This window comes from Polyangium fumosum (genome assembly GCF_005144585.1).
Classification (GTDB): Bacteria; Myxococcota_A; Polyangia; order Polyangiales; family Polyangiaceae; genus Polyangium; species Polyangium fumosum.
The window spans coordinates 178,982-202,524 of record NZ_SSMQ01000015.1 but is presented as its reverse complement, the minus strand read 5'-3'; the positions used below and the strand labels follow the sequence as shown (position 1 = coordinate 202,524).

Here is a 23,543-nt window from a genome sequence, read left to right as displayed (position 1 = left end):
CAGAGCTTCCGTCGCATCGTGGTACGGTACGAGCGCCACGTCGAAAACTTCCTTGGCTTTGTCCACCTCGGATGCATCGTCGTGTACCTCAGGAGACTCCTGGAAGATTTATGAGATGACTTCTAGTATGGCGGGACCGCAGTCGGATTGCCGGGAGGCGCCGCAGCCGGCGCCGGTCGGGGCGCCTGCGGCTCCTGGACGAACGGCTTCCGCGCTGGGCCAGCGAAGTAGAGCATCTCAGACCTGCCCGAATATCGATGGCTCTTCCCACACACGGCATTGAGCTGATACCAGCACTCGCCACCGTACAGGTCGATGATCTGCTGCCAGCTCCGAAGCTCGGAGCCCTTCCACGCCGTCGGGCAGACCTCGCGCGTCTTGTCCGGAAGGATGCGCACGATCTGAATGAGGTCAAATCTCCTCGGATCGGGACCGGTTTCGGTCTCCGGCCGAGGAAATAGCGGATGACCGCCGAGATCGGCGGGCTCGTCGGGCGGCGCGCTGGGTTCGGCCTGGGTCATGGCTTGGACCTCCTTTTCCCATAGGGCTTTCGCGCCGGGCACGAGAAGTAGAGCTTCTCGGACTTGGGCGTATATCGAAAGGTCTTACCGCATTGCGCGAGGAGCTGATACCCGCCCGCACCCCCGTACAGGTCGATGATCTGCTGCCAGCTCCGCAGCTCGACCGTGGGCGCTTTGGGTTCGGTCTGGGCCGTGGCTCGGACCGTGCCGTTGCGCGGCTCCGGCTCGACGACAGACGACTGCCCGTCGATCGCAGTAAGCTCTGCGTCGTTCATAATCCCCTTAGCCTGGAGAATGCCTGACTCTTCGAGATATTGCAACGACAAAGTTGTGCGAGTCACTCACGCGATCGGTTTGTCAAAATTGTTTGAGAACAAAACAATTGGAACTTGGCTGCGCCAGATGCAGCGGATTTGAAGGAGATCAGGCGTCCTCGTACCAGAACGGTGAAGACCCTTGCTTGAGGGAGGCGCGCGGCAGGTTTTGGTGGCCGTCGGCAAGGGCGCTCGGCACCGATCCAGCACTCAAATAGCTACATCTGATCATGTCAGGTTCTTTGTATTGCAACCTCTCGATACGATCTGGAGCGTCGCTCGTTCCAGACCGTAGGGAGGCTCGTACCGCATTCCTCGGATTTGATGCTACCAAGGGTTCGCCATTCAGGGCCTTCGTCGACGATGTGCTGTTCGTTTCGAGAAACGACTCCCTCGGAGACAGCCTGAACGCCGCCCCTTCCACGTCACGCGGACGTCAGGGGCCGGGCGCGAAAGATTCTTGCAGGGATCATCGAGCGCGAGATCGTCATCCTGGCGGCTGGATTTCGAGCGTGTTCAGTGTTTCGATTGAAGAACTGTGCGGTTGACCCCGGTCGAACCGCGCGCCTCCGAGCGTGACGAGGGTCCGGATCGTGTCCGCATGAGCCGTGCAGGACGGAAATGGGAACATGGCCCCAGCGCGAGCGTTTTCGCGGAATGCCGCGGGTTTTCCGAGGACCGTCCGAGAAATAACCCAGATGGAAGCCCCGGCGGAGCCGAGGCGGTCGGCTCGGGACTCGGTCGCGTCGAACTGCGCGAGGAGCGGGGTGTCATTGGGGCGTCTGGTGTACGAAATCGCACAGCGGTGCTCCCGAGATTCGGGCCTTCAATTCAAGGGGGCGATCCCGAGGACTTCCGAGAAATCGGCCGAGGATTTGCTCGGCCCCGGGGCGGTAGCACGAGCTTTCGTGAGGTCTCCACGAGAGGGCTTCGAGGAGCATGCGAAATGTGGTTCGATTTCTCGGGGGTCCTCGGAACGCCACGCGGCGAAATAAGGGTGGCGTTCCGGGTTCCGCATCAAACCTCGGCAATCCGATCGTTGATATCAAATTGTTGATATTGCCCGCGAAATCGCTTGAAAGTCACCCTGTCGCTGGCGTAGGTTTCAAATTTGAGGATGCGGGTAGGCGGCGCTCCTTCGAGAGCGCCCCCCGACTCCATCACACAGGAGGGCGACATGTCGGACTCACGTTCCGGCCGGGCGGCGCCTTTGCCGCCGCCCGCCGCCACGCGCACGACCGCGGCCATGACAGCACCGACCGGAAACTGCGGAGAACACGCATCGTGCTCCTCCGCGGCGAACGGGCTCGAGCGTCCGCGGCGACGTCAGCGACACGTTTCCCCGGGCAAAGGACCTGCCGTGCGGCAATCGTTCATGGTAGAGATTACGTCCTCCACGGATGGGGGGTCAGGCGTCATGGCTCGAATCGAGCCGACACCGCACGCGCCGGCGGAGCTCGTCCGTCAGGGCTTCGAGCTGAGCGATGCGATTCTCGACGTCGTGAGCGACATCCTGATGGAGATCGCACGCGAGGAAGAGGGAACCGATGAAGGATGTGCAGTCGTGGGGTAACGGGCCGGCTCCGGAACGCTGGTGGGCGTTCTACGTCCGGGTCACCCGTGAAGAGAGCATCAAGCGGGACCTCTCCATCCCGAACCAGTGCGCCCGCGCGCAGGAGCTCGCACGGCTCCGAGGGTGGGATCATTTCCGGATCTACATCGAGGAGCGGCATGTTTCTGCCGAGCTCTGGACCGACAAGCGCCCGGCTCTGAAGCGGATGCTCGATGACCTCTCCGCAGGCTTTGTCCTGGGGGTTTGCGCGCGGCACACGGATCGCCTCTGGAGGAACAACGATATCCAGGGGCGCATCCTGCGCATGCTACGGGGCTCGGGCTCGGAGCTGTGGGACTTCAGCAGTCGGTACGACTACAAAAGCGCACACGGTCGGTTTTCGCTGCAAGTGCTCGGGGCGGCGTCGGAGCTCGAGGTCGGCTTGGTGGCCGAGCGCATCCGGGAGATGAAGCGCGGCAAGGCGATGAAGGGCAAAACTGGTGGTGGTCCAGCTCCCTATGGCTACACCTCTCAATCGCGAAGGATCAGGGAGCTGAAGGCGGCAGGACTGCCCGACGATGAAGCTTATCGCAAAGCATGCCTGGAGTTTCCTGTCGGCAAGTGCTGGTATATCGACGAATACGAGGCCGCAGTGGTGCGACTCATCTTCGACCTGTACACGTCGCCAAAGCACCGGATAGGATCGAAGCTGATTGCACGACATCTGAATCAGCAAGGGTACAGGCCCCGCCTGGGGGACAAGTTTACGAGCGGAATCGTGACGAATTTTCTCGATAACCCAGCGTACGCTGGTTACACGCACTACGACGAGATTGCGTACACGAACCGCGTGCCCTCCACACGGCCACGGCGCAAGCATACCCTGTTTCAGGGTGAGCACCCGGCTATCGTTCCGCCGGAAGTGTGGCACAAGGCCCAGGACATCAAGACTATCGAAAGCCGCACGAGTCGGCGAAAGACGGCCCCCGGCGCTGTCGCGCAGGCATTCTCACTCACAGGCATTATGCGGTGTCCGAAGTGCGGTACGTCTGTACTTGGCCGGTGGGCTCGGCCTGAGATGAAATACCTCTTCTATATCTGCGGCCGACGCCACGGCGCCGGTCCGGAGGGGTGCGACTTCCCCCTAATCCGAGCGATGGAGCTACAGAACGCGGTATGGGGATGGCTGTGCGAGGTCATCGCGTCGCCAGCATTCGTCATGCGCCACGTCGAGCGACTGATGAAAAGGATGCGCGCAGAGCAGCCGGCTACGGAGCGGCAGCTTGCCGCTCTCCGAAAGCGGCGGGATTCCGCCAAGGGGGCGCTCGGCAAGTATTTGAAGCTATTCGAATCGTCGACCAGCGCCTCGCCGGAACCGACGTTCCTTGACCGCATCCGCGAACTGCGCGCCGAGTTCGAGGCCGTGGAGGCCGAAATTGCAAAACTGGAGGCGCGAGTCGTCCCCACACCTCCCAAGGTGGACGAGGAGAGTGTAAGGCGCTACTTGGCGAAGCTCAGCGAGAAGGTGTCGAGCCACGAGAAGTACCAGCGCGTCCTCTTTCACGAGTTCCAGCGTGAGCACGACTTTCAAGTGCGCCCGGCGGAGTCCGGAACGGAGTTCGCGGTGTCGATGGCGCTGCCGTGCAGGGACATGGCAAGCGCGGCGAGTGCCAAGCGGATTGCCACCGTGCTGGGGTGGAAGAAGGAGGCGGCGCGGAGCCGCGTCCAGCGCCCGGAAGGAGCCGAGCGCCGTTTGGGGTCAGAGGTCAACGGCTCCTGCCCGTGGAGGCTGCCCATGCCTTCGGCCACAATCAGCGCCACGCTTTGCATGGCGCGCCTCATTTGCCGAGCCAGGTCTTTATCTTTCCGCTCAATCCGATCTGCGATCCCTGCCGCGTCCCCAGCCATCACCAAAACGACATCATAAATCTTGAGCATAACGAGCCCTCCGCCCGACGACCCTTTCGCCGGGACCCCCGTCCCGCACCGTCGCGCGGAGGCCTCTTCAAGGCTGCGCAGCACCGAGCGGAGCCACCCGGAGCCACGCTTTGCGTGGCGAGGATGGCGAGCACGGCTTGGCCTTGAAGAGGCCGAGCACGACGGTACGATCACCGTCCCCGAGCGGGATCCCTGCATACCGTTCCCCTCGCGCTTGCGCTTGCGCTTGCGCTTGCGCTTGCGCTTGCGCTTGCGCTTGCGCTTGCGCTTGCGCTTGCGCTCGCGCTTCCGCTTCCGCTTCCGCTTCCGCTTCCGCTCCCGCTTGCGCTCCCGCTTCCGCCCCCGCTACCGCCGCTCCGCCCCCATAAATCGGAGCGCCCGCCCCCCGCGCCCCGCCGTCGCCTTTCCTCCCTCGCGCTCAATCACCCCCCCGACAACGACGAACCGCATCCCCTCGGCCAGCCGATGCGGCTCCGTGAACGTCGCGCGCTCGTGGATCTCCCCCGGCGAAAACACCAGCAAATCGGCCCCGCACCCTTCCCGCACGCACCCGCGCTCGCCGTCGAGCCCGAGCGTGCGTGCGGGCAGCCCCGACATCTTCCGCACGGCTTCCTCCAAGGAAACGAGGCGCTGCTTTTCGACGAGCTCCTCAATCACCCGCGCAAATGCGCCAAAGCCGCGCGGATGCCGCCCGCCGCCCCCGCCGTCGGTCCCGACCATGACGAACCGATCGGCGAAGAGGCGCGCCATGACGGCCTCATCCATCACGAAATAAGCGGCCTCCGCGCCGTCGGGCCCGACCTCGATGAGAATGTCCTCGAAGGGGACACGGCGCGACGTGGCGACCTCTTCGAGTGTCCTGCCGGCGAATGCGCCCGTCCCGAAGAGCATCGCCCCGGCGCCATTGCGTTTCTCCACGCGGGCGCGCAGGAAGGCCGCGAGCTCGGGACGACGGCTCCGCAGCGCGTCGGCATAGGAGGACGGCGGGCGCGCGAAGTCGGGGAAAAGGACGGCGAGCGAGGTATAACTCGCCGTGTATGGATACAGGTCGGCCGTGACGGAGAGGCCCGCGGCGCGGGCTTTTTCGATGTGGGCGAGCAGGCGCTCGGCGCGCGCGGCGCCGCGGCCGAGGACGATCTTCATATGCGCGACGTGCGCGCGGGCCTTCGCCTTGCGGCACATCTCGAAGAGCTCGTCGAGCGAGGATTCGACGCGATCGTCGTCCTCGCTGCGGACATGGCTCATCACGACGCCGCCGCGCGCGCCGACGGGCTCGGCAAGCGCGACGAGCTCGTCCATCGAGGCGCCGCGCCCCGGATCGTATTCGAGGCCGGTGCTGAGGCCAAAGGCGCCGTCGTGCAGGGCCTGGGCGACGAGATCTCGCATTCGTTGAAGCTCGGCGGGCCTCGGCTTCGTATGGGCCGCCGCGCCGACGAGGCTGCGGACCGTGCCGTGTCCGACGAGCGCCGCGACGTGCACGCGGGGCCTTCCGGCGTCGATTTTTGCAAGCCAGGGGCCGATACGCGTGGCCGGGCTGCGGCCGTCCTGGCCAACGACGAGCGTGGTGACGCCCATGGCGAGGGCGTATTCGACGTTGCCGAGGGGAGCGCCGTGGGAATGGGCGTCGAGGAAGCCGGGCGTGACGACGGCGCCTGCGGCGTCGAGGGTGCGCTCGGCGCGCACGGAGGGATCGACGTCGCCGACGAAGGCAATACGATCGCCGCGGACGAGGACATCGGCGCGGCGGCGAGGCGCGCCCGAGCCGTCGATGACGTGGCCTCCGCGGACGGCGAGGCGGAAGACCTCGTCGGAGCGGAAGGGCGGAGGCGGAGGCGGGGGCGGAGACGGCGGCGGGGGCGCTTGGGGCGGCGAGGAAGCGAGCGGGAGCGTATGCGGCGGCGGCGGCGCGGGCGGCGGCGCTTCGGGAGGCGGCGGCGTGGACAGGGGCGGCGGCGCGGGGCTGCAGGCCGCGAGCCACACGAGGAGCGGGAGAGCGGGGAGGAGAGGCTTTCGTAGGCGGGGCATCGCGGGGACCGGGATGGTTTTTCCAGGCCCCCGCGGCCTTGTCAACACGCGCTCAAGGCGTGCTCGTCGGATCGGCCGGATCGCTGCCCGCGACTTGCTCGTCGCCGTCGAGGAAGCCGTCGAGGTCGCGGTCGATGCCCATACGAACACCCGAGCCAGGAGGCGCGCAGGTATACGTGATCGCCTTGCCGCCCGCCGTCAGGACCGACTCCATCAGGGCCCGCGCGACGGGCGAGACCGAGGCGCGATCGACCAGGAATTGCCCGCTGCCGACGTACACCAAGCCAATCTCGTTCACGAGCCGGCCCTTGACGACGAGATCACACTCGCCGGCGTCGGCGCGCGCGATCAGCAGATTCACCCGACCCGACGTGACGGCCTGGTTGCTCGTGGTGAGCGTCACCTGTTGCCCCACGATCGGCGCCATGTTCGATTCGAAGGCGAGCTGGTATTCGACCATGTCGAGCTTCGCCTGGTTGCCCGCCGGCGTATTCGGGATGCCGGCCGGGTTCGCCGGGACTTGATCGAAGCCGCTGACGAACGTGAAGAGCTCGGGCACGGCCCCGTCGTGGTTGAGGCCGAAGCCGCGGATCTGGTCGCCGAGGAAGGGATCCGGCGGACGATTGCCGCTCGTGAACGCGGCGCCGAACATGCCGACCTTCTGATACGCGTTGCGCAGGTGCGGGACCTTGAGGATCTGCGTCGTCGCGTCGAACGAGCCGAAGCCTGCGGTCCCGAAGAAGCCGGGGAAAGCATCGCCGGGGTTCGCCGCGGGATCGACGCGGTGACACGTCTCGCAGGCGCCCTGGGACGCGACGTTCTGCGTGAAGAAGAAATCGCGGCCGGTTTGCTGCGCGGGCGTGAGCGAGTTGTCGAGGTTGCGGACCGGGTTCGGCGGATACGTGACCTGGAGGATGAAGTCCGTGAACTTCTGCATCTGCTCGGCGGCGAGCGTCGCATTGCGGCCGAGCAGGTCCACGAAGGCCCCATTGAACTTCTTGAAGGCCGCCTCCTCGTCGAAACTCCCGTCGTCCGGCTGCGACGAGGCCTCGTCATTGCCGCCCGTCCGGTCGCCGCGCCAGTGCATCGGCCCGTGGTTCGACATGCCGCGCAGGCTCTGCGTCGTCATCGGCCCCTTCATCGGATGGAAGTCGGGGTCCTGGCCAAAGAGCGGATCATCCGTGCCGAAGACAGGGACGAGCTCGGGCTTGACCGGGACGAACGGGCCCGGATTGTTCAGGACAACCCCATCGGGATTGCCGAGATCCCAGGCGAGGCTGTCCAGATCGCCGAAGACGTGGCAGCTCCCGCATGCCGCTTCGCCGTTGCTCGACGACAGGCGCGCGTCGTAGAGGAAGGCCCGGCCCTCGATCACGCTCTCGGGCTCCGGGCTGTGCATCGACACGTGCCCGATTTCCGTCTTCGTCGTGGTGTTCACGATCGCGATCGAATTGTCGAAGCGGGTGAGCACGTACAGGCGCCCGCAGTCCTCGTCGAGCACCATGCCCGTGGGGCCGCCGCCGCTGAGCTCGATCTGGTTCGCGGCGTTCGGCACGAAGGTGTCGTTCTCCAGCGCGGCCGTGCTGTACACGCCGATCTTCGACGACGCGAACGCCGCCACGTAGAGCTTCGTGCCGTCGCTCGACACGGCCATCCCGACTGGCTGCGAGAGGGTCTTCTGGTTCACGGCGGCCGGTGCCGGGTACACATTGTAATCGATGTGCTTGTTCAGGTGCCGCGGCGTCGCGCTGCCCGATCCGAGCACCGTGATCCGGCTCTCGTGCAGGTGGCCACGCAAGGTCTCGCCCGCGTACGTGCCCGGGCCCTCGAAACGCAGGTCGTTCCGGGCCTCGGTGTTGCTGACGTAGACCTTCCCGTTCACCGGGTTCACGGCCATGTTGTAGAGGATCGTTCCGACGCCCGTGTAATAGCCGGACGAACCGGAGAGCTGGCGCGGAGGATTTGCGTTCGCGTCGATCACGAACACGTCCTTGTCCGGCAGGGTGAAGCGCACCGTGCTGTCCCAGGAGCGGCCGACGACGTCCTTCCAATGCTCGCCGTCGTGCTTGACAATGATGCCGACCTCGGGCGCGGGCACGCCCTGGAAATTCGTGTTCGGCCCGGGAACGCCGCCGGCCGCCTCGCCGCCGTCGGGGACGGCGAGATCGCTGATGGCCGTGGTGCGGTTGCCGGAGTGGAAGGCCGCGGCATAGACGCGCGAGCCGTCGGGCGTCACCGCGAGCGCGCGGGGCGTATCGCTGAAGAGCGTGAGGATCGAGAGGGGATTGCCGCCGAGCGTCGCGCCCAGGTTTCCGGCGTCGAAGACCCACACGTCGGCGCGCCCCACGCCGGGCGTGGTGAGCTGCGGATCGTAGGGTACGTTCTGGCCGCGATGGGCCGTGGTGATGAACGCGCGGTTCTTGCCGGGGCCGCCGAACACGATGTCGCGCGGCTCGTCGCCGACGAGCAGCGTCCGCACCACATTGCCATTGTACCCGAACGGGCCGATCTTCACGACGCTGACGCTGTCGGAGAGATGATTGACCACCCAGATCTCGTCGTCGGATCGCGCTGCCACTGCGACCGGCTCGAGCCCCACCGGCACGGAGCCGCGGTGGGAGAGGCCGGAGGGCTCCACGTGGAAGATCTCGAGGCGATTGTCCGGCGTATTGACGGCGAACAGGAACTTCTTGTTTGGCGAGAGCGCCACGGGCCGGACTTGCCCGCTTTCGAAAAGCGTGTACGGCGTCGCGGCGGACGCCTCGGTGCCCACCGTGAGACCCGCGAGGAGCGGCGCGACGGCGAGAAGGGAGAGGAGCGGACGGCGAAATGGACGGATCGCCGCCTGGGGGCGCATGACCGGCATGGGACCTCCGTGCACGAAAAGGAGTGGATCATCGCCAGCGGGCAATGAGGCCAAAGGATACTTTTCGGACCTTATCCGGTGTTTCCAGATTTGTAAAGGTCCAGATGTGCCGGATCTCCGTCTCCTCGCTTGCAGGCAAAATTCCGACGTCGGCTAAGGGGCTTCCCCACCTCTGTCAGGGCGACCCTGGTCACGACGGTTGAAAATGTCTCAACGCGTCAAGGGAGCACGGACGTGTTCGAGGTAGGTCACAAGGGGATCTCCGTCCACGAGCAGGGGCACCGTGCCGATGGCCTCGACCCACAACAAGACGCCGGCCAGCATGAAGTCGGCATACCCCGGGTTTTGCCCCGAGAGGAACGGCTGTCCCTGGTGCGTGAGCGTGAGCCGCGCCGGATCGAAGCCCGCGCGCATTCCGTCGAGCCGCGCCTCACGGCCGGCCGCGGCCTCCTCCAGCGTGCACCCGAGCCTCGCCTCGCGGCTCGCGCGGAAATAGGCGTGATCCTTTTCGAGGAGGAGGTCGTGGATGTCCTTCACGTAGAAGCGTACGATGGGAAGGAGCACGCTGGCGTACAACCAGGCATCGAAGAATCGGCAGAGGCCACGCTCCTCCGGCGAATGAAAGAGCGGCGGACGATCGGGGTAGGCCTGATCGAGGTAATCGGCGATGGACCACGAATCGCCCACGACGTGCGCCCCGTCTTTCAGGATAGGCACCGTCTTGAAGGCGCCACCTTCGAGGGCCTGGATGTCCGTCATCGCCACGGGCGTCGTCTCGAAGGCGAGGCGTTTGTGCGCGAGGGCGAGCTTGGTCCGAAAGCAAAAGGGGCTCGGGCGTCGATCGCCCTCGGCGACGAGATCGTAAAGGAGAACGGTCATGGGGGGCTCTCCGCGTCACGCCTCCAGCAAGGGGCGCTTTTGCTTTTTCTTTCGGCGCCTCGGCCTGGGTTCGGCGATCGAGACCAGCGCCACCGCCGGATCCCGGTAGGGGCCCAGGTCCCCGGGCTCGGCCGGGGGCTCGTACGTCACGGGTCGCCCCGCGGCGTCGACCACGAGCGTGTGGTCGTCGGGCGGCCCGATCGTCTCGCGCCAGGGCTCGACGGGCATGTAATCGGCGGGCGCTTGTCCCATGAATCCCGGCAGCGGGATCGCCCCGTGCGCCGCGCGTCCGATTTGTGCTCCGAGCTGCCGCGTCTCCTCGGGGATCTCCTTGCGTCGCAGGCGCGCGACGAACGTGTACACGCCAAACACGAAGACCAGAAAAGCGAGAACGACGAGAATGTCCATGTTCCCCCACGCCGGTCAACCCACGCCCCGGCCGGGGACTCTACACGGTTCTTCGGAGGTTGGATAGAGCGGAAGTGCGCGCGTCAGGGGTGCTTCATCGGCGTTTGGCGAGGGGCAACAGCACGCGCCGGCCGCTCTTGCCCTCGAAAACGCGCGTGTTCATCGACGACGTCGTCGAGGCATTCCGCCGGGATCACCTGGCCGAGCGGTTCGCGGGGAGCCTCGGGGCTTGAGCAAGATTCCGACGTAACTCCCCCGCGCTCGTGGTCGGCCTTTGTGCTCGCATTCTGGACCGCAGGCCCTATGACGACGTTCCTTCGTTCTTCGCGCCCGTGGTTGTTCCTTTCGACGATCCTCGCCGTTTTCTCGGCGGCTTGCGGGCCGGATGCGCCGCCTGGCGCGGGCTCGGGCGGCGGGGGCTCGGGCGGCGTTGGCCCAGGCGGCGCGGGAGGAATGGGCAGCAGCGTGAGCAGCAGCGGCCCTGGAACGGGCGGTGGGGGCAGCGGTCCAGGGACCGGCGGCGGTGGGGGCGAGGGCGGCAGCGGCGGCGGCGGGGGTGTCGGCGGCAGCGGGGGGGCCGGCGGCGGCAGCGGGGGCTCCGGCGGTTGCATGCAGCAGATGGCGTCTTGCATGTACAAGACGGATACCGAGCTCGACAAGCAATCGTTTCGCCAGATTGCCGGCTACCAATGCTTCCATTCGAGCACCGGGTGGGAGTTCGTCCCGACCCAGACTTGTGATTACGCCGAGGAGTGCAAGACGGACGTCGGGGCGGAGGCCGTGTGTGTCTCGTGCGGCCCCCTGGGCCAGCGGTTCGCGCATCGCGACGTCGACGGCCAGCTCGCGGAAGACTGCAAGGGCTGCAAATGCAGCGGCGGCTGGACGGTGTACGGCTGTTATGCCGAGACCACGACGTACGGCGCGCCGTGGGTCGACGTCGTCTGGCAGCAGGGCTTCGAAGTGATTCGTTTCGCCCTGCTCGGGAGCGGCGAGGTGAAGTCGCTCGCGGGCCCCAACAAGCAGGTGTCGATTCAGAACCTCCAGGTGAACACCTTCGAGATCCAGCCGAACGGCGTGGTGGATTTCGAGATCGATGCCCAGGTGATTCACACCGACAACTTCCAGCAGCAGCACACCTGGGACATGCAGGCCCGCGTGGTGCGGCTCTGCAAGTAAAGGCGAGGCGCGCCCTCCTGCTGCGCCGCAGCACAAACGGACCGGAAGGCCAAAATGTGCTTGATCTTCACGACGGTCGAGTTATGTTGCGGTGCAACAAGTCGTGCGCCCTCCGCTCCTCTCCACCGCCGCGCAGTACCTCAGGCCGCCGAAGATCTACCACCTCTACGAGCTGCAGCGGGCGCTGCTCGAGCCGCTCGCGCACCTGGCCGGCGTCTCGGCCGAGGCGCTCCGGCACCCGAGCAATCCCCTGTCGGCGTTGCCCCACGTGCGCGCGCTCGGCGCGAGCCAGGCCCTCTTCCACCGCCTCGGCAAGCGTTACCCGAAGCAGCCCTGGGGGATCGACGAGGTCAAGTCCCGCGGCGCCACGGTCTCCGTCGTCGAGGAGGTCGTCGTCGCCGAGCCATTCTGCAAGCTCGTGCATTTCGTGCGCCGCTCCGAGGATCCCGAGGTCGCGCGCCGCCTCGCCGCCGACCCCAAGGTCTTCGTCTGCGCGCCGCTCTCCGGCCACCATGCGACGCTGCTCCGCGACACGATCCGCACGCTTCTCCAGGACCACGACGTGTACGTCACCGATTGGCTCGACGCGCGCGACGTGCCCCTCGCCGAGGGAATTTTTCATCTCGACGATTACGTGCACACCGTCATGCGTTTCTTGCGTTTGCTCGGGGCCGGCTCCTTGCACGTCGTGTCCGTTTGTCAGCCGACGGTCCCCGTCCTCGGCGCTGTTTCGCTCCTCGCGCAGGCGGGTGAGGCGACGCCGCGCTCGCTCACGCTCATGGGCGGGCCCATCGACGCGCGCAAGAGCCCGACCGAGGTGAACCTGCTCGCGACGCGGCACCCGTATTCGTGGTTCGAAAAAAACATGATTCACAAGGTCCCCGGCCCCTACGCGGGCAAGGGGCGGCGGGTGTATCCCGGGTTCCTCCAGCTCACGGCCTTCGTGATGATGAATCCGAAGACCCACTGGAAAGCGAGCTTCCGCTACTGGATCGACGCGCACAAGGGCGAGTCCGGCGCGGCCGCGCGCGAGATGCACGAGCGGTTTTACGACGAGTACAACGCGGTCCTCGACATGGACGCCGCGTATTATCTCGAGACCGTGAAGCTCGTGTTCCAGGAGTTCGCCCTCGCCCGGGGGACCTGGGACGTGCGCGGCGTGCGCGTGAACCCGGCGGCGATCAAGGACACGGCGATCTTCACGATCGAAGGCGAAAAGGACGACATCTCCGGCCTCGGACAAACGGAGGCAGCGCACGCGCTCTGCACGGGCGTCCCCGCGGTGAAGCGGCAGCACCACGTGGCCGAAGGCGCTGGTCATTACGGCATTTTCTCGGGCCGGAAGTGGCGAGAGCACGTCTACCCGAAGGTGCGCGATTTCATCCGCGCGAACGGCGGCTGACGAGCAAGGCCCGCTGTGCCACGGGGGGTCGGAGGCGACCCTCGCCGATCACCCTGCCGTCTTCGGACCACAACAAGACGACGTCGAAGGCTTGGCCTCCGGCTTCTTCGAGAGATCGACGGGCGTGCAGCACGCGCTCGTGTTCTTGTTCAGGGCCGGAGAATCACCCATGACGGCGGCGTCCGCCTTCACGACGAACACCTCCCAGGCGTTTCCGTCCGGATCCTCGATCCACACCTTGTCCTGCACCGCATAACAGCAGGACGTGTCCTCCTCCGTCATCGTCTCGAGCCCGGCCGCCTCGAAGCGGGCCTTCGCCTCCACGACGTCGTCCGTGCTGGCGACCTGAACGCCGAAATGGCTGGCATTGACGCCCGTGCGGGGAGCCTCCTGCATCGTCAGGTTGAGCGAGGGGACCTCCAGATCGAATTTCGCATACCCGGGACGCCGCTTCGTCGCTGCGACGCCGAACGCTTTTTCGTAGAAGGCGACGGATTGGTCGATGTTGGTGACGTTCAACGATACGTGAGGCTTGAGGACGTTCATGGGCGTCTCCTTGCTTCTAAAAACTCGAACCACGTCGCAAAGGGTGGCTGCTCAGCAGCAGCCACCCTTGCCGCCATGCTTGCGCGAAGTAGCCCCACAAGGGGAGGGGAGCTACCGAGGGAAGAACGACGACTGCTGAAATCGCAGGCCCGATAGAATCTGTTCGACCCGCTCATCGGAGAGCGCCCCGATGCGCTCGCCGAGCCGGGCCTTCTCCACCGAAGAGATTTGCGACACGACCACGACGCTCCGCTTGGGCAGGTTGCCTTCCTCCTCGTCGAGCAGCACGTTCCCGGGCTCGTGGGCCCGGTGCAGGTTCGACGTCAATGCACACACGACCACGGTGTGGATGCGTGAATGGTTGAAGACATCGTCCTGCACCACCACATGCGGATGAACATAGCCCGGGACGGACCCGCGTGATTCATCCGGTTCGAGCCAGAACAGGTCACCTCGGTTGATCAGCGCTGGACCCGTACCCATGCCCCTTCCTGTTCCTGCGCACGCGCCGGCGCAAAACGATGCCCAGGGCCCACGCGATCAGCGCGCTCGGCGCGAGGGACGCCGCGCGGGGCGCGCCCGCGACCTTGCATCCACAACCCTCCTCGCCCGCGGAATCACGCCCGCCGGTGCCGGAAGAATCGCCGCCTGCGCCGCCTGCGCCAGGGTTTGAACCACCCGCGCCCGGATGGGAGCCACCGGCGCCGGGATCGGAGCCGCCTGCGCTGGAGCTGCTCGTGCCGCCGCCGGCACCGGAGCTGCTGCTCGATCCGGCCTGAACCATGGCCTCACACCATTTCATCGCGACATTGCACACGTAGCCCGGGGCGCACGCCGTGTCGTCCGTGCAGCTCGTGGCGCACTTGTCCGCGACGCACGTATATCCTTCCACGCAGTTCGTCTGCGATCCCGGGGCGCATGTCCCGCTCCCATCACATTGCGAGGGGCTCGTCTGCGTCGTGCCCTCGCAGGAGCCCGCCGCGCACGACGTGCCCGCCGCATACATCGCGCAATCGCCGGCCCCGTTGCATTGCCCGTCGAGCCCGCAGCTCGAAGGCGGCTGCGCCGCGCACTCGTCGTCGGGATCCGTGCCCATCTTGATGGGCTGGCATTGCCCGTCGGCCCCCTGGCCTTTCTTGGCGGCCGTGCAGGCCTCGCAAGATCCCGCGCAGGCCGTGTCGCAGCAGATGCCGTCGACGCAGAAGCCCGAGCTACACGCGGCGCCGGTCGAGCAGGGGACACCCGGCATGCCCGGGGGCTTGCAGGCGCCGTTGAGGCAGAGGGTGCCGGCCAGGCATTCGTTGTCGTTCGCGCACGGGTTCTTGCACGATCCCGCCGAGCAAACGTAGGGCGCGCAGTCCTTCCCCGCCGGCTCGGTCACGCACTGGCCCATGCCGTCGCAGATCTGCCCCTTGACGACGTTCCCCTGGCAAAGCGAGGCCCCGCAGGAGGTCCCCTGCGGATGGAGCTGGCAGGCACCCGCGCCGTTGCATTGGCCATTCTGCCCGCAGCTCCCGGCAGCTTCGAGCGCGCATTCATTCTCGGGATCCGTCCCGCTCGTGATGGGCCCGCACACGCCGTTCGCGCCGGCGCCCTTTTTCGCCGTGGTACACGCCTCGCAAAGGCCGGTGCAGGCCGTGTTGCAGCAGACGCCGTCGACGCAAGCGCCCGATTGGCACCAGACGTCGCTCGTGCACGCCGCGCCGTTCGGCTCGAGCTTGCCGCAGACGCCGCCGACGCACTGGTTGCTCGCCGTGCAATCGGCGTTCGCCGTGCAGGTCGTCTTGCACGCCCCCGCCACGCAGGCATACGGCGCGCAATTCGTGGCGGCGCCCGCGGCGGCACACGTGCCCATTCCATTGCACGTGTTCGACTGCGCGGCATCCCCCACGCACACGGCTCCGCACGGCGTGCCCTGGGCGTGGAGCTGGCAGGCGCCCGCGCCATTGCAGCTCCCCGTCGTGCCGCAGGAGCTTCCGGCCTGGTTCGCGCACTCGTCGTCCGGGTCCGCGCCCATCGTGATGGAACCACATTCGCCGTCGACGCCGCCGCCCTTCTTCGCCGCCGTGCAGGCCACGCAGGCGCCATTACACGCCGTGTCGCAGCAGACCCCGTCGACGCACGATCCGCTCGCGCACTGGGCGCCGGTCTGGCAGGAGACGCCATTCACGCCGAGCGTCGGATCCGAGACGAGGCGGGCCCAGACCCGATCGGCGCCATGCGGCTGCGCGGTGTCGAAGCGGTGGTAGACGAGCAGCGCCTCCTTGGAGGGGCCTGCGGCAATCGCGGGGGCGAGCTCGTTTTGCGCTGGATCATTCGCGAGGACGATGCCCGTCGTGTCCGTCACAACGCCGCCGGGCGTGAGGCGCGCGCCATAGAGATCCTGGCGACCGCCCGCCGCGCGTTCGTCTTCCCAAACGACCCAGTATTGCGTGCCGTCCCAGATCGGTCGCGCTTCGGCTTGCCGGTTTGTCGCCGTGGAGATGCCGATTCCCATCGGATCGAGCACGGCGCCGCTGCCATCGACGCGCGCGCCCCGAACGTCGGCGCCGTTGTCCCACGTGACCAGCCAGTCGGCGCCGTTCGACGTCACGCCGGGGTTCCACTCGGACGACGCGGTGGCTGCGATGTTGATGGCGAAATTGCCCGTGTCGAGCACGACGCCGGCCGGCGTCAAGCGCGCGCCTGCGATGTCGAACGTGGGCGCACCGGGCCTCGCCCATGCGATGAGGTAGTTCGTCCCGTTGAAGGCGACCGCGGACGACGAGCCGCCACTCGACGAGATTTGAATGCCCGTCGCATCGAGCTTCGTCGCGGTCGGGGAGATGCGGCTCGCCCAGATTTCGGCGCTCACGCCGTCTTGCCATGTGACGAGCCAGTTCGTTCCATCCGACGAGACCGCGGGGGAGCTCTGGCTGCCGGTGGCGGTCGCGATCGGCAGCCCCGACGGATCCAGCACGCTCCCGTCGCCGCCGACGCGCGCGGCGTAGACGTCGTCGTTGCCGGCGCGGCCATCGGTCCAGGCGACGAGCCAATCGGCGCCGAGCGAGGCGACCGAGGGATAGTATTCGCTGCCCGTGGCTTGCGAAATCGCGATCCCGCTCGGATCGAGCACCGTCCCGCTCGTCGTCAAGCGAGCCCCATAGATGTCCGCGGTCGCGCCCGGGCGCCGATCCTCCCATACCGCGAGATAATTCGTCCCGTTGTAGGCCACGGCCGGACGTACCTCCGCGTTCGCCGCGCGGGAGAGGAGCTGGCTCGTCGCATCGACCTTCGTGAACGTGGGGGAGACGCGCAACCCAAAGACGTCGGCTGGGTTGTAGGAGCTCGTGAGCCGTGTATCGCGGAAGGCGAGAAAGAAGTTCGTCCCGTCGTACGCCGCGGCCGCGAGCGTGCTCGAGCCAGGCTCCCCGACGAGGGCCGTCTTCGGGGTCGTCACGTTGCCGAGCGAATCGACCAAGAGGCCGTAGATCTCGCCGCTCGTCTCCGCGAACACGCCGTACCCGCTGCCCGCGAAGACCACCGACAAGCCAGAGCCGTTCTCTGCGAGGTACTTGCCGGAGCTGGAATCGAGCATCGCGCCCGCATTCGTGATGCGCTGGCCGTAGATGCCGCTGTCCCGCCATACGGCGAACCAGTTCGTGCCATCGGAAGCGACGTCGAGGTCGCTCGTATTGCAATAATAACAGAGGGTGAGGTTCGACGCGTCGAGCACCACGCCCGAAGGTGTGATACGGCGGCCGTGGACGACATCGGTGCTGCTGCTAACGTTGTCGAACACCACCAGGTAGTTCGCTCCATTGAACGCGACGCTGATGTCATTGAGGTAGACACTGGGCGGCGCAATCGTGAACTCCGGGTTCATCGCCCCGCTCGGCGCGACGAGGCGGCCGTAGAGGCCGTAGCCCCGCCGGTAGGCGACGAGGTAGTTCGTCCCGCCGAACGTCACGGCGGCCGGCCCCTCGGCCCCCATCATGGTCGTCGCGGCGATCGGAATGCCGTTGGGATCGAGCACGGCGCCGCTGTCGCTCACGCGCGCGGCGTAGATGTCGTTCGATGAATCTTGCCGCGCGTCGGTCCACGTGACCAGCCAGTTCGTCCCGTCGAAGGCGACGTCGGGCTTCTGCTGCACGCCGGCCGCGCCGGAGATCAGGACTCCGGAGGTATCGAGGATCGTCCCCGCGCTGGAGACACGAACCCCATACAGGTCATCCGTGCCGGTACGCCCGTCACGCCAGACGACGAGGAATTTCCCGGCGCCGTAGGCGACGGCCGCCTCCGTTTGCGTTCCCGGAGCTCCGCCCTGAATTTCCTGGTCGATCCCGAACTCGGGGCCGATGACCGGGTCGAGGACGGCTGGAAACGCGCCCTCGTCGAGCGCCTGCTCCGGGACCCGCAAGACGATGTGCCCCGCCTCGAAATCAACGGGCACCGCGGTTTTTTGCCCGCGGGCGTCGATCCACGTCGCGAGGCCGTACCGGACGCCGAGCCCTGTCGCCGGATCCACGAAATGAAGGCCCGTCTCGGTCTCCTTCGTGAACATCTCTCCCGAGACCGCGATCCGGACCTCGAGATCCCCGCGGCCCTCGGGCTTTTTCGCAAAGGAAAAACTCTGCTCGACGCCCTGGTCGGTGTTTTCGAGGTGCTCGATCACGTCGCCGTGCGTGATGGCGACACGCGCGCTCGGATCGAGGTCCGCGCGCGCGCCGCGCGCGCCCTGCAAGGATACGCCGCCGCGCTCGATCGACGTCAGGGTGGCGACGAACGCGGCGCCTTTCACGGCCTCGCGCCCGGGCCCCTCCCCGGCGGGTTGGTACGGCGCGACCTCGAACGAGCGCGCATCCGCGCGCACGGCATACGTCGTGTGGCCGCCGCGGAACGAATCTCCTTCGGGACGAAATGCGAAGTGGACACGTCGCATGACATCACCGAGCCCGAGCGGCCCCGCAGCGGACGCAGGCGCCTGGCTCGGGGGCGCATCCGTCGCCTGCGCGCCGCCCCCGGGCCGCTCTGCGCTCGTACACCCGAGCGAGGCGCTCGTCAGCGCCAACCACAGGGCCGTGCGCGCCGTGCGCGGCCGCGATCGAACCAAGGACCCGAGGGAGCAGGACGCGCGCCAAACCGTAGACATGCCAGTTTCCTCGCAGGATGATTGCCGCCCCAGGCCTTCGGACCGAGGCAGGCGCCGATCTCGCCCGCATCTGGATGCAGGTAAGCCAGCGTGTCAACCAGAATTACGCGCTGCGGCGTTGCTTTGCGCGACCGGGATCACCGGGGTCGCGTGATGCCATAACGTTCGAGGCGACGATAGAAGGTCGCTCGTGGAATGGCGAGGGATCGTGCCGCCAGCGCGGCATTCCAGCCGCTGTCGGCGAGCGCGCGGAGAATAGCCTCGCGCTCGGCATCCCCGCGCGGCCGCTCGATCCGCTGCGCGGAAAAGGGCCGCGCGTCCCCGAGGCCGAGATCCCCGGGCCGGATCACGTCGCCCTCGGCGAGCACGATCGCCTTCATGAGCACGTTTTCGAGCTCGCGCACGTTGCCGGGCCAGGAATGGGCGAGCAGCACGCGCATTGCCGAGGGCGTGATGCGCGGCGCGGGCCTGCCGAGCTCGCGGGACGCGCGCGCGACGAGGTGGGCCGCGAGCTCCGGCAGATCTTCGAGCCGGTCGCGAAGGGGCGGGAGCGTGACCTCCACGACGCCGACGCGGTAATAAAGGTCCTCGCGAAAGCGGCCGAAACGCACCTCGGCCCGGAGGGTGCGGTTCGTCGCGCAGACGAGCCGAAAATCGACGGGGACCGTGGTGTCGCTGCCGAGGGGGCGCACCACGCGCTCCTGCAGGACGCGGAGCAATTTGGCCTGCACTTCGAGGGGCATTTCGCCGAGTTCGTCGAGGAAAAGCGTCCCGCCCGACGCCGCCACCATGAGGCCCGCGCGGTCACGATCCGCGCCGGTGAAGGCGCCTCGTTTGTGGCCAAAGAGCTCCGCTTCGAGCAGGCTCGCCGGCAAGGCCGCGCAGTTGATCCCCACGAAAGGGCCCGTTCGGCGCGGGCTCGCGTCGTGCACGGCGCGAGCGACGAGCTCCTTGCCGGTGCCGCTCTCGCCGAGGACGAGCACCGGCAGCGGCGACGCGACGACGCGGTCGAGCGTCGCGAGCACGCGGCGGAGGGCAGGGCTGCGGCCGACCATTCCCCGATCGTCGTGGCGATGGTCGAGCGCCTCCTGCTTCGCGCGCACCTCGTCGCCGAGGCGTACGATCTCGGCGGCCTGGAGCCGCGCCAGCTCCTCGACCTTGCTGCGCTCGGCTTCGAGCTCTTCGGTGCGGCGCCGGAGATCGTCGATGAGGCGCGCGCGCCGGAGGACGAGCGCGACATGATCGGCGAAGCCGAGGAGCAGGTCGATGTCGGCCTCGCGAAACCTCGCCTCGGTGAAACGATTGTCGAGGTACAGCGCGCCGATCACGCCGTCGGGGGATCGGATCGGGACGGCCATGACGGAGCGGAGGCGCATGGCGTGCACGGAGGCATTGTCCCGGAAACGTTCGTCCTCGCGCGCGTCGGCGGTGCAGACGGGCTGGGCCGTTCGCATGGCTTTCTCGGCGATCGAGCGGCTGTATTTGAGGTGGCTCTTGCCGATCTGTTCGCGATCGACGTTGCGCGCGGCAGGCACGTGCAGCGCTCCCGAGCGCGGGTCTTCGAGCACGAGGAACCCTCGTTCGGCGCCCGTCAGCTCGATCGCGGCGTCGAGCGCCATCACGAGGATGCCGCTCGCCTCGTCGGTGCCATTGAGCTTTCGGTAAAGGTCGAGCAAGCGCGTGAGTTTGTCCGCGCGTCCCTCGGGCGCCTCGGCGGCGTGGCGCGGGACAGGCGCCCGCGTTCGCCGTCGTGGATGGGCGAAAAATGCGCTCCGAAGCTCGGGGGCGAGGCCCGCGACGACTTCCTCCCAGAGCGCGTCCGCGCGGGCGCGGAGCGTCGAGGCGCGCGCGCGTTCGCCGGCATGGTCGAGCGCGGCGGCGAGCCGGCTCGTGCAGACGGCGACGAGATCGGGCTGCCCCGCGCGCTCGGCGAAGTCGAGCGCTTCTTCGAGCCGATGGTGCTCGCCGGCCGGTCGACCACGCAGGCGGTCGAGCTCCGCCCGCCCGAGGGCTTCGCGTGCTGCGACATCGGGCGCCTCGCGCGCCTCGGCGGCCACTGCATCGAGGGCGCGTGCGCCGGCCGGGAGGTCGCCGGCCGCGAGCTCGATCTCGGCGCGTTCGAGCGCGACTTCGGCCGCCTCGCGCGTCATGCCGAGCCGGCCGAAGGCCACGCGGGCCCGTTCGGCGGCGTCGCGGGCGAGCGCGAGATCCCCGAGGCCCAGCGCATTCTCTCCGACTGCCGAGGCGGCCGCTGCGGCGATGGCCACGAGCCCGGCGGCCGTGGCGTCTGCCTCGGTGCGTGTCGCTGTGCGGAGGCCGCGCTCGAACGCGCCGACGTCGGCCCACAACTTCGCGAGGTTCGAGGCGAACAGGAGGCCGACGTCTTGCTGGCCGAGCGCGCGGCTGACCCGCGCGCCGCGCTCGTAGGCTTCGAGGGCCTCCGCGAACCTGCCAAGCTGGTGACACGCCGTGCCGAGGTTCGAGCACGTCCGCGCGATGGCGTCGCTCAGGCCGTGCTCCTCCGCGATCCAGAGCGCCTCGTGGTGGCCGGCGAGCGCCGCGCGGACGTCGCCCGCGCGGTAGTCGTGAATGGCGCGATAGCTCCGCGCGCGGAGCAAACGCCGCGGCGAGCGCTCGGTCGCGGCGGCCGAGAGAAGCTCCAAGAAATGGCGCGCCGTGCGGAGATCACCGAGGTGGGTCGCGGCGACGACGAGATCCTCCAGGAGATCGGCGCGCACGTCGTCATCCGGCAGCGCGGGCGCGGCGGCGAGCGCAGCCTCGGCGACCCCGCGCGCCTCCGCGTGGCGCCCGAGCCGCGTGAGCGCGCGCGCTTCGAGATCCGCGCGCCGCGCCTGGTCCACCGCGTCGAGCGGCGCGCGCGCGGCCTCTGCGAGGACCGTGAGCGCCCGCTGCGCCTCTCCCTGCTGCGCGAGGCAACTCGCGAGCGTGAGGAGCGCGCCGCCGCGCCGCGCTCCTTTTCGGAGGCGTGGCAGCCTTCGTTCGATCGCCTCGCGCGCGCGGGCCGGATTGCCGGCGAGTTCGATGACACGCACGGCGAGGTGCCACGCCTCGTCGTCGGCGTGTTCGGCGTCGAGCACGGCCTCGGCCGCACCCCGGAACACGCGTGGATGCCTCACTGCGTCTGCCCTGTGCTCCGCGAGCCGACGCGCGGACGCGGCCGTTCGTCCCGCGAGCGCCCAGTGCCGCACGGCCTGCCCTGCCGCCTCGATGCGTTCTTCGGCCGACGCCGTGGCATCGGCCACGCGTGCGTCGAACGACGCGGCGATCGACGCGTGGGTCTCGCGGATCGCCTCGTTGCGAGCGGACCTGCCTTTCCTCACCGCACGATCGAGTTCGCCCTCCGCGGCGGTGCCGGCCTGGATCTCCGCGACGACGTCGGCGATCGCCGCGGGGTGCCCGCCCGTGGCCGTGCAGAGCTCCGCCTCGACGCCGGAGAGACCCACGTCCAGCATCCATTGCTTCACCGCGTGCGCCGGGAGCGGCCCGAGCGCGATTTCCTCGCAGCCGGCGGGCGCGTCGCCCAGAAGCACGCCCTTCGCGTGATCGATTTCAGTGACGACGACGAGCACCGGATCGGCTGGATCGAGCGACCGCGCGAGGGCCGAGAGCGCTTCGCGGTCGTCGTCGGGCAGGAGGTGGACGTCGTCCACGAGCAGCGCCACCGGTGTGCCCCGACGAACCAGCCGATCCCGTGCTTCGAGCGCGGCGCGCAGGCCTCCTTCGGCGAGCGGCGCGGAGGCGGCGCGCTCCACGAGGGATCCGAACGGACGCCGCGTCGTGGCGATGGCTTCGACCGTCGCCACCCGCGTCTGTGCGATCCACTTGAGCTCGCGCAGCAGCCGGCTCCTCCCTGCGCCTTCGGGACCACGAACGACCGCCACGCGTAGCCCGGCGAGCCCTGCTTCGAGGCGATCGAGGAGCCCGACGAGACGACCGAGCTCGGCCTCGCGACCCACGAGCCGCGGCGCATCCCGCGGCGGCACGCGCACCCAGGATGCGTGCCCGCCGAGCGCTTCGATGACCTCCTCCGCGGAGGCGGGACGCGCAGCGGGATCCGGGTCGACGAGCCGGCACGCGAGGCGCTCCACCAAAGGCGGCAGCTCGTGCCCGCGCGCGAGCTCGCGCAACGTGACGCCGACGGCATAGAGATCGCTGCGCACATCGGCGCGTTCTCCACGTAGAACCTCGGGCGCGATGAAGCGCGGCGTCCCGCTCGGCGCCGCCGCCCTCCCGAGCCGGCCGGCGCACGACAGATCGAGCAGCACGCCGCGACCACGCGCGTCGACGAGCACGTTTGCAGGCTTGAAATCGCCGTGCCTGAGCCCGAGGTGATGCAGGAACGCGAGCGCGGAGAGGGCATCGACGAGCGGCGCGCGGAGCGCTTCGAATGCAGGCGCGGCCCGATCGAGCTCGCGCCCTTCGATGACCTCGGTCGCGAGGTAATGCAGCGCGGAGTTCTCGCCGTCCCGCGGCAACGACCCGAAATCGAGCACGCGGACGAGGTGCGGGTGGACGAGGCCGGCCAGATAGCCGAGCTCTGCGCGGAGCGCCCATTCGTCCTCCGCGCGCCGCAGCACCTTCAGCGCGACGTGGGTTTCGAGGACGAGGTCTTTCGCGAGGAACGTCCGCGCGAGGCCGCCCTCGCCGAGCGTCGCGACGATCCGATAGCGGTGGGCGAGGATCTCTCCCGGGACGACCAAGCCCGCAAAGTGTCTCACAGATGTCTCAGTGTCACAACGAGACACTTTTCGAGAGGGGAACCGC

Annotated in this window: 16 protein-coding genes and 1 pseudogene; 5 read left to right on the top strand and 12 right to left on the bottom strand. The window is 67.9% G+C overall.

Features of this window, described 5'->3' with window-relative positions; all coding sequences use genetic code 11:
* Positions 1–122: 122 nt before the first annotated feature.
* From E8A74_RS17000 to E8A74_RS16990, 4 genes are all read right to left on the bottom strand, one after another.
* Positions 123–521, bottom strand: coding sequence for a hypothetical protein (locus tag E8A74_RS17000; RefSeq protein ID WP_136930058.1), 399 nt, complete (start codon positions 519–521; stop codon positions 123–125).
* Positions 518–796: a hypothetical protein gene (locus E8A74_RS16995; RefSeq protein WP_136930057.1), complete on the bottom strand. Its 279-nt coding sequence runs from the start codon at positions 794–796 to the stop codon at positions 518–520. The genes E8A74_RS17000 and E8A74_RS16995 overlap by 4 nt, the downstream gene beginning before the upstream one ends.
* A 148-nt stretch (positions 797–944) precedes the next feature.
* Positions 945–1,067, bottom strand: coding sequence for a hypothetical protein (locus E8A74_RS55505; protein ID WP_269749874.1), 123 nt, complete (start codon positions 1,065–1,067; stop codon positions 945–947).
* Between the two features lie 785 nt (positions 1,068–1,852).
* On the bottom strand, positions 1,853–2,083 hold the full coding sequence (locus E8A74_RS16990; protein ID WP_136930056.1) for a hypothetical protein: 231 nt from the start codon (positions 2,081–2,083) through the stop codon (positions 1,853–1,855).
* A 169-nt stretch (positions 2,084–2,252) separates the two neighbouring features.
* Here E8A74_RS16990 and E8A74_RS52335 point away from each other — a divergent pair, with 169 nt between their 5' ends.
* Both E8A74_RS52335 and E8A74_RS16985 read left to right on the top strand, forming a co-directional pair.
* Positions 2,253–2,408, top strand: a complete 156-nt coding sequence (locus tag E8A74_RS52335) for a hypothetical protein (protein WP_170229182.1) — start codon at positions 2,253–2,255, stop codon at positions 2,406–2,408.
* A complete protein-coding gene (locus tag E8A74_RS16985) occupies positions 2,383–4,314 on the top strand; it encodes a recombinase family protein (protein ID WP_136930055.1) in 1,932 nt (643 codons plus the stop codon). The genes E8A74_RS52335 and E8A74_RS16985 overlap by 26 nt, the downstream gene beginning before the upstream one ends.
* 356 nt (positions 4,315–4,670) lie before the next feature.
* Here E8A74_RS16985 and E8A74_RS16980 read toward each other — a convergent pair whose 3' ends face one another.
* From E8A74_RS16980 to E8A74_RS16965, 4 genes are all read right to left on the bottom strand, one after another.
* Positions 4,671–6,350 carry an N-acyl-D-amino-acid deacylase family protein gene (locus E8A74_RS16980; RefSeq protein ID WP_136930054.1) on the bottom strand — a complete coding sequence of 560 codons (1,680 nt, stop codon included), beginning with the start codon at positions 6,348–6,350 and terminating at the stop codon, positions 4,671–4,673.
* Between the two features lie 52 nt (positions 6,351–6,402).
* Positions 6,403–9,207 (bottom strand): YncE family protein, encoded by a 2,805-nt coding sequence (locus tag E8A74_RS16975; RefSeq protein WP_136930072.1) that lies wholly within the window; start codon positions 9,205–9,207, stop codon positions 6,403–6,405.
* A 219-nt stretch (positions 9,208–9,426) separates the two neighbouring features.
* The gene (locus E8A74_RS16970; RefSeq protein ID WP_136930053.1) at positions 9,427–10,095 is read right to left on the bottom strand and encodes a glutathione S-transferase N-terminal domain-containing protein; all 669 of its coding nucleotides are present in this window, start codon (positions 10,093–10,095) and stop codon (positions 9,427–9,429) included.
* A 15-nt stretch (positions 10,096–10,110) separates the two neighbouring features.
* On the bottom strand, positions 10,111–10,503 hold the full coding sequence (locus tag E8A74_RS16965) for a hypothetical protein (protein WP_136930052.1): 393 nt from the start codon (positions 10,501–10,503) through the stop codon (positions 10,111–10,113).
* A gap of 128 nt (positions 10,504–10,631) precedes the next feature.
* Here E8A74_RS16965 and E8A74_RS56020 point away from each other — a divergent pair.
* The 3 genes and pseudogenes from E8A74_RS56020 to E8A74_RS16950 all read left to right on the top strand — a co-directional run.
* Positions 10,632–10,736, top strand: a pseudogene (locus E8A74_RS56020) (LysR family transcriptional regulator); the annotation flags it as partial.
* A 70-nt stretch (positions 10,737–10,806) separates the two neighbouring features.
* Positions 10,807–11,679 (top strand): hypothetical protein, encoded by an 873-nt coding sequence (locus tag E8A74_RS53960; RefSeq protein WP_211365379.1) that lies wholly within the window; start codon positions 10,807–10,809, stop codon positions 11,677–11,679.
* Between the two features lie 103 nt (positions 11,680–11,782).
* The gene (locus E8A74_RS16950; RefSeq protein WP_211365378.1) at positions 11,783–13,081 is read left to right on the top strand and encodes a polyhydroxyalkanoate depolymerase; all 1,299 of its coding nucleotides are present in this window, start codon (positions 11,783–11,785) and stop codon (positions 13,079–13,081) included.
* Positions 13,082–13,129: 48 nt separating this feature from the next.
* On the opposite strand, the gene E8A74_RS16945 is transcribed toward E8A74_RS16950, so the two are convergent.
* From E8A74_RS16945 to E8A74_RS16930, 4 genes are all read right to left on the bottom strand, one after another.
* Positions 13,130–13,627 (bottom strand): ArsI/CadI family heavy metal resistance metalloenzyme, encoded by a 498-nt coding sequence (locus E8A74_RS16945; protein WP_136930050.1) that lies wholly within the window; start codon positions 13,625–13,627, stop codon positions 13,130–13,132.
* A gap of 111 nt (positions 13,628–13,738) precedes the next feature.
* Positions 13,739–14,110: a type II toxin-antitoxin system PemK/MazF family toxin gene (locus tag E8A74_RS16940; protein ID WP_136930049.1), complete on the bottom strand. Its 372-nt coding sequence runs from the start codon at positions 14,108–14,110 to the stop codon at positions 13,739–13,741.
* The gene (locus tag E8A74_RS16935) at positions 14,076–18,758 is read right to left on the bottom strand and encodes an RHS repeat domain-containing protein (RefSeq protein ID WP_136930048.1); all 4,683 of its coding nucleotides are present in this window, start codon (positions 18,756–18,758) and stop codon (positions 14,076–14,078) included. The genes E8A74_RS16940 and E8A74_RS16935 overlap by 35 nt, the downstream gene beginning before the upstream one ends.
* A gap of 137 nt (positions 18,759–18,895) precedes the next feature.
* Positions 18,896–23,497, bottom strand: coding sequence for a sigma 54-interacting transcriptional regulator (locus E8A74_RS16930; protein ID WP_170229181.1), 4,602 nt, complete (start codon positions 23,495–23,497; stop codon positions 18,896–18,898).
* Positions 23,498–23,543 lie beyond the last annotated feature (46 nt).

Coding starts and splice junctions, on each gene's coding strand:
- E8A74_RS17000 (WP_136930058.1), bottom strand. CDS start 521: ATGACCCAGGCCGAACCCAGCGCGCCGCCCGACGAGCCCGCCGATCTC.
- E8A74_RS16995 (WP_136930057.1), bottom strand. CDS start 796: ATGAACGACGCAGAGCTTACTGCGATCGACGGGCAGTCGTCTGTCGTC.
- E8A74_RS55505 (WP_269749874.1), bottom strand. CDS start 1,067: ATGATCAGATGTAGCTATTTGAGTGCTGGATCGGTGCCGAGCGCCCTT.
- E8A74_RS16990 (WP_136930056.1), bottom strand. CDS start 2,083: ATGGCCGCGGTCGTGCGCGTGGCGGCGGGCGGCGGCAAAGGCGCCGCC.
- E8A74_RS52335 (WP_170229182.1), top strand. CDS start 2,253: ATGGCTCGAATCGAGCCGACACCGCACGCGCCGGCGGAGCTCGTCCGT.
- E8A74_RS16985 (WP_136930055.1), top strand. CDS start 2,383: ATGAAGGATGTGCAGTCGTGGGGTAACGGGCCGGCTCCGGAACGCTGG.
- E8A74_RS16980 (WP_136930054.1), bottom strand. CDS start 6,350: ATGCCCCGCCTACGAAAGCCTCTCCTCCCCGCTCTCCCGCTCCTCGTG.
- E8A74_RS16975 (WP_136930072.1), bottom strand. CDS start 9,207: ATGCGCCCCCAGGCGGCGATCCGTCCATTTCGCCGTCCGCTCCTCTCC.
- E8A74_RS16970 (WP_136930053.1), bottom strand. CDS start 10,095: ATGACCGTTCTCCTTTACGATCTCGTCGCCGAGGGCGATCGACGCCCG.
- E8A74_RS16965 (WP_136930052.1), bottom strand. CDS start 10,503: ATGGACATTCTCGTCGTTCTCGCTTTTCTGGTCTTCGTGTTTGGCGTG.
- E8A74_RS53960 (WP_211365379.1), top strand. CDS start 10,807: ATGACGACGTTCCTTCGTTCTTCGCGCCCGTGGTTGTTCCTTTCGACG.
- E8A74_RS16945 (WP_136930050.1), bottom strand. CDS start 13,627: ATGAACGTCCTCAAGCCTCACGTATCGTTGAACGTCACCAACATCGAC.
- E8A74_RS16940 (WP_136930049.1), bottom strand. CDS start 14,110: ATGGGTACGGGTCCAGCGCTGATCAACCGAGGTGACCTGTTCTGGCTC.
- E8A74_RS16935 (WP_136930048.1), bottom strand. CDS start 18,758: ATGTCTACGGTTTGGCGCGCGTCCTGCTCCCTCGGGTCCTTGGTTCGA.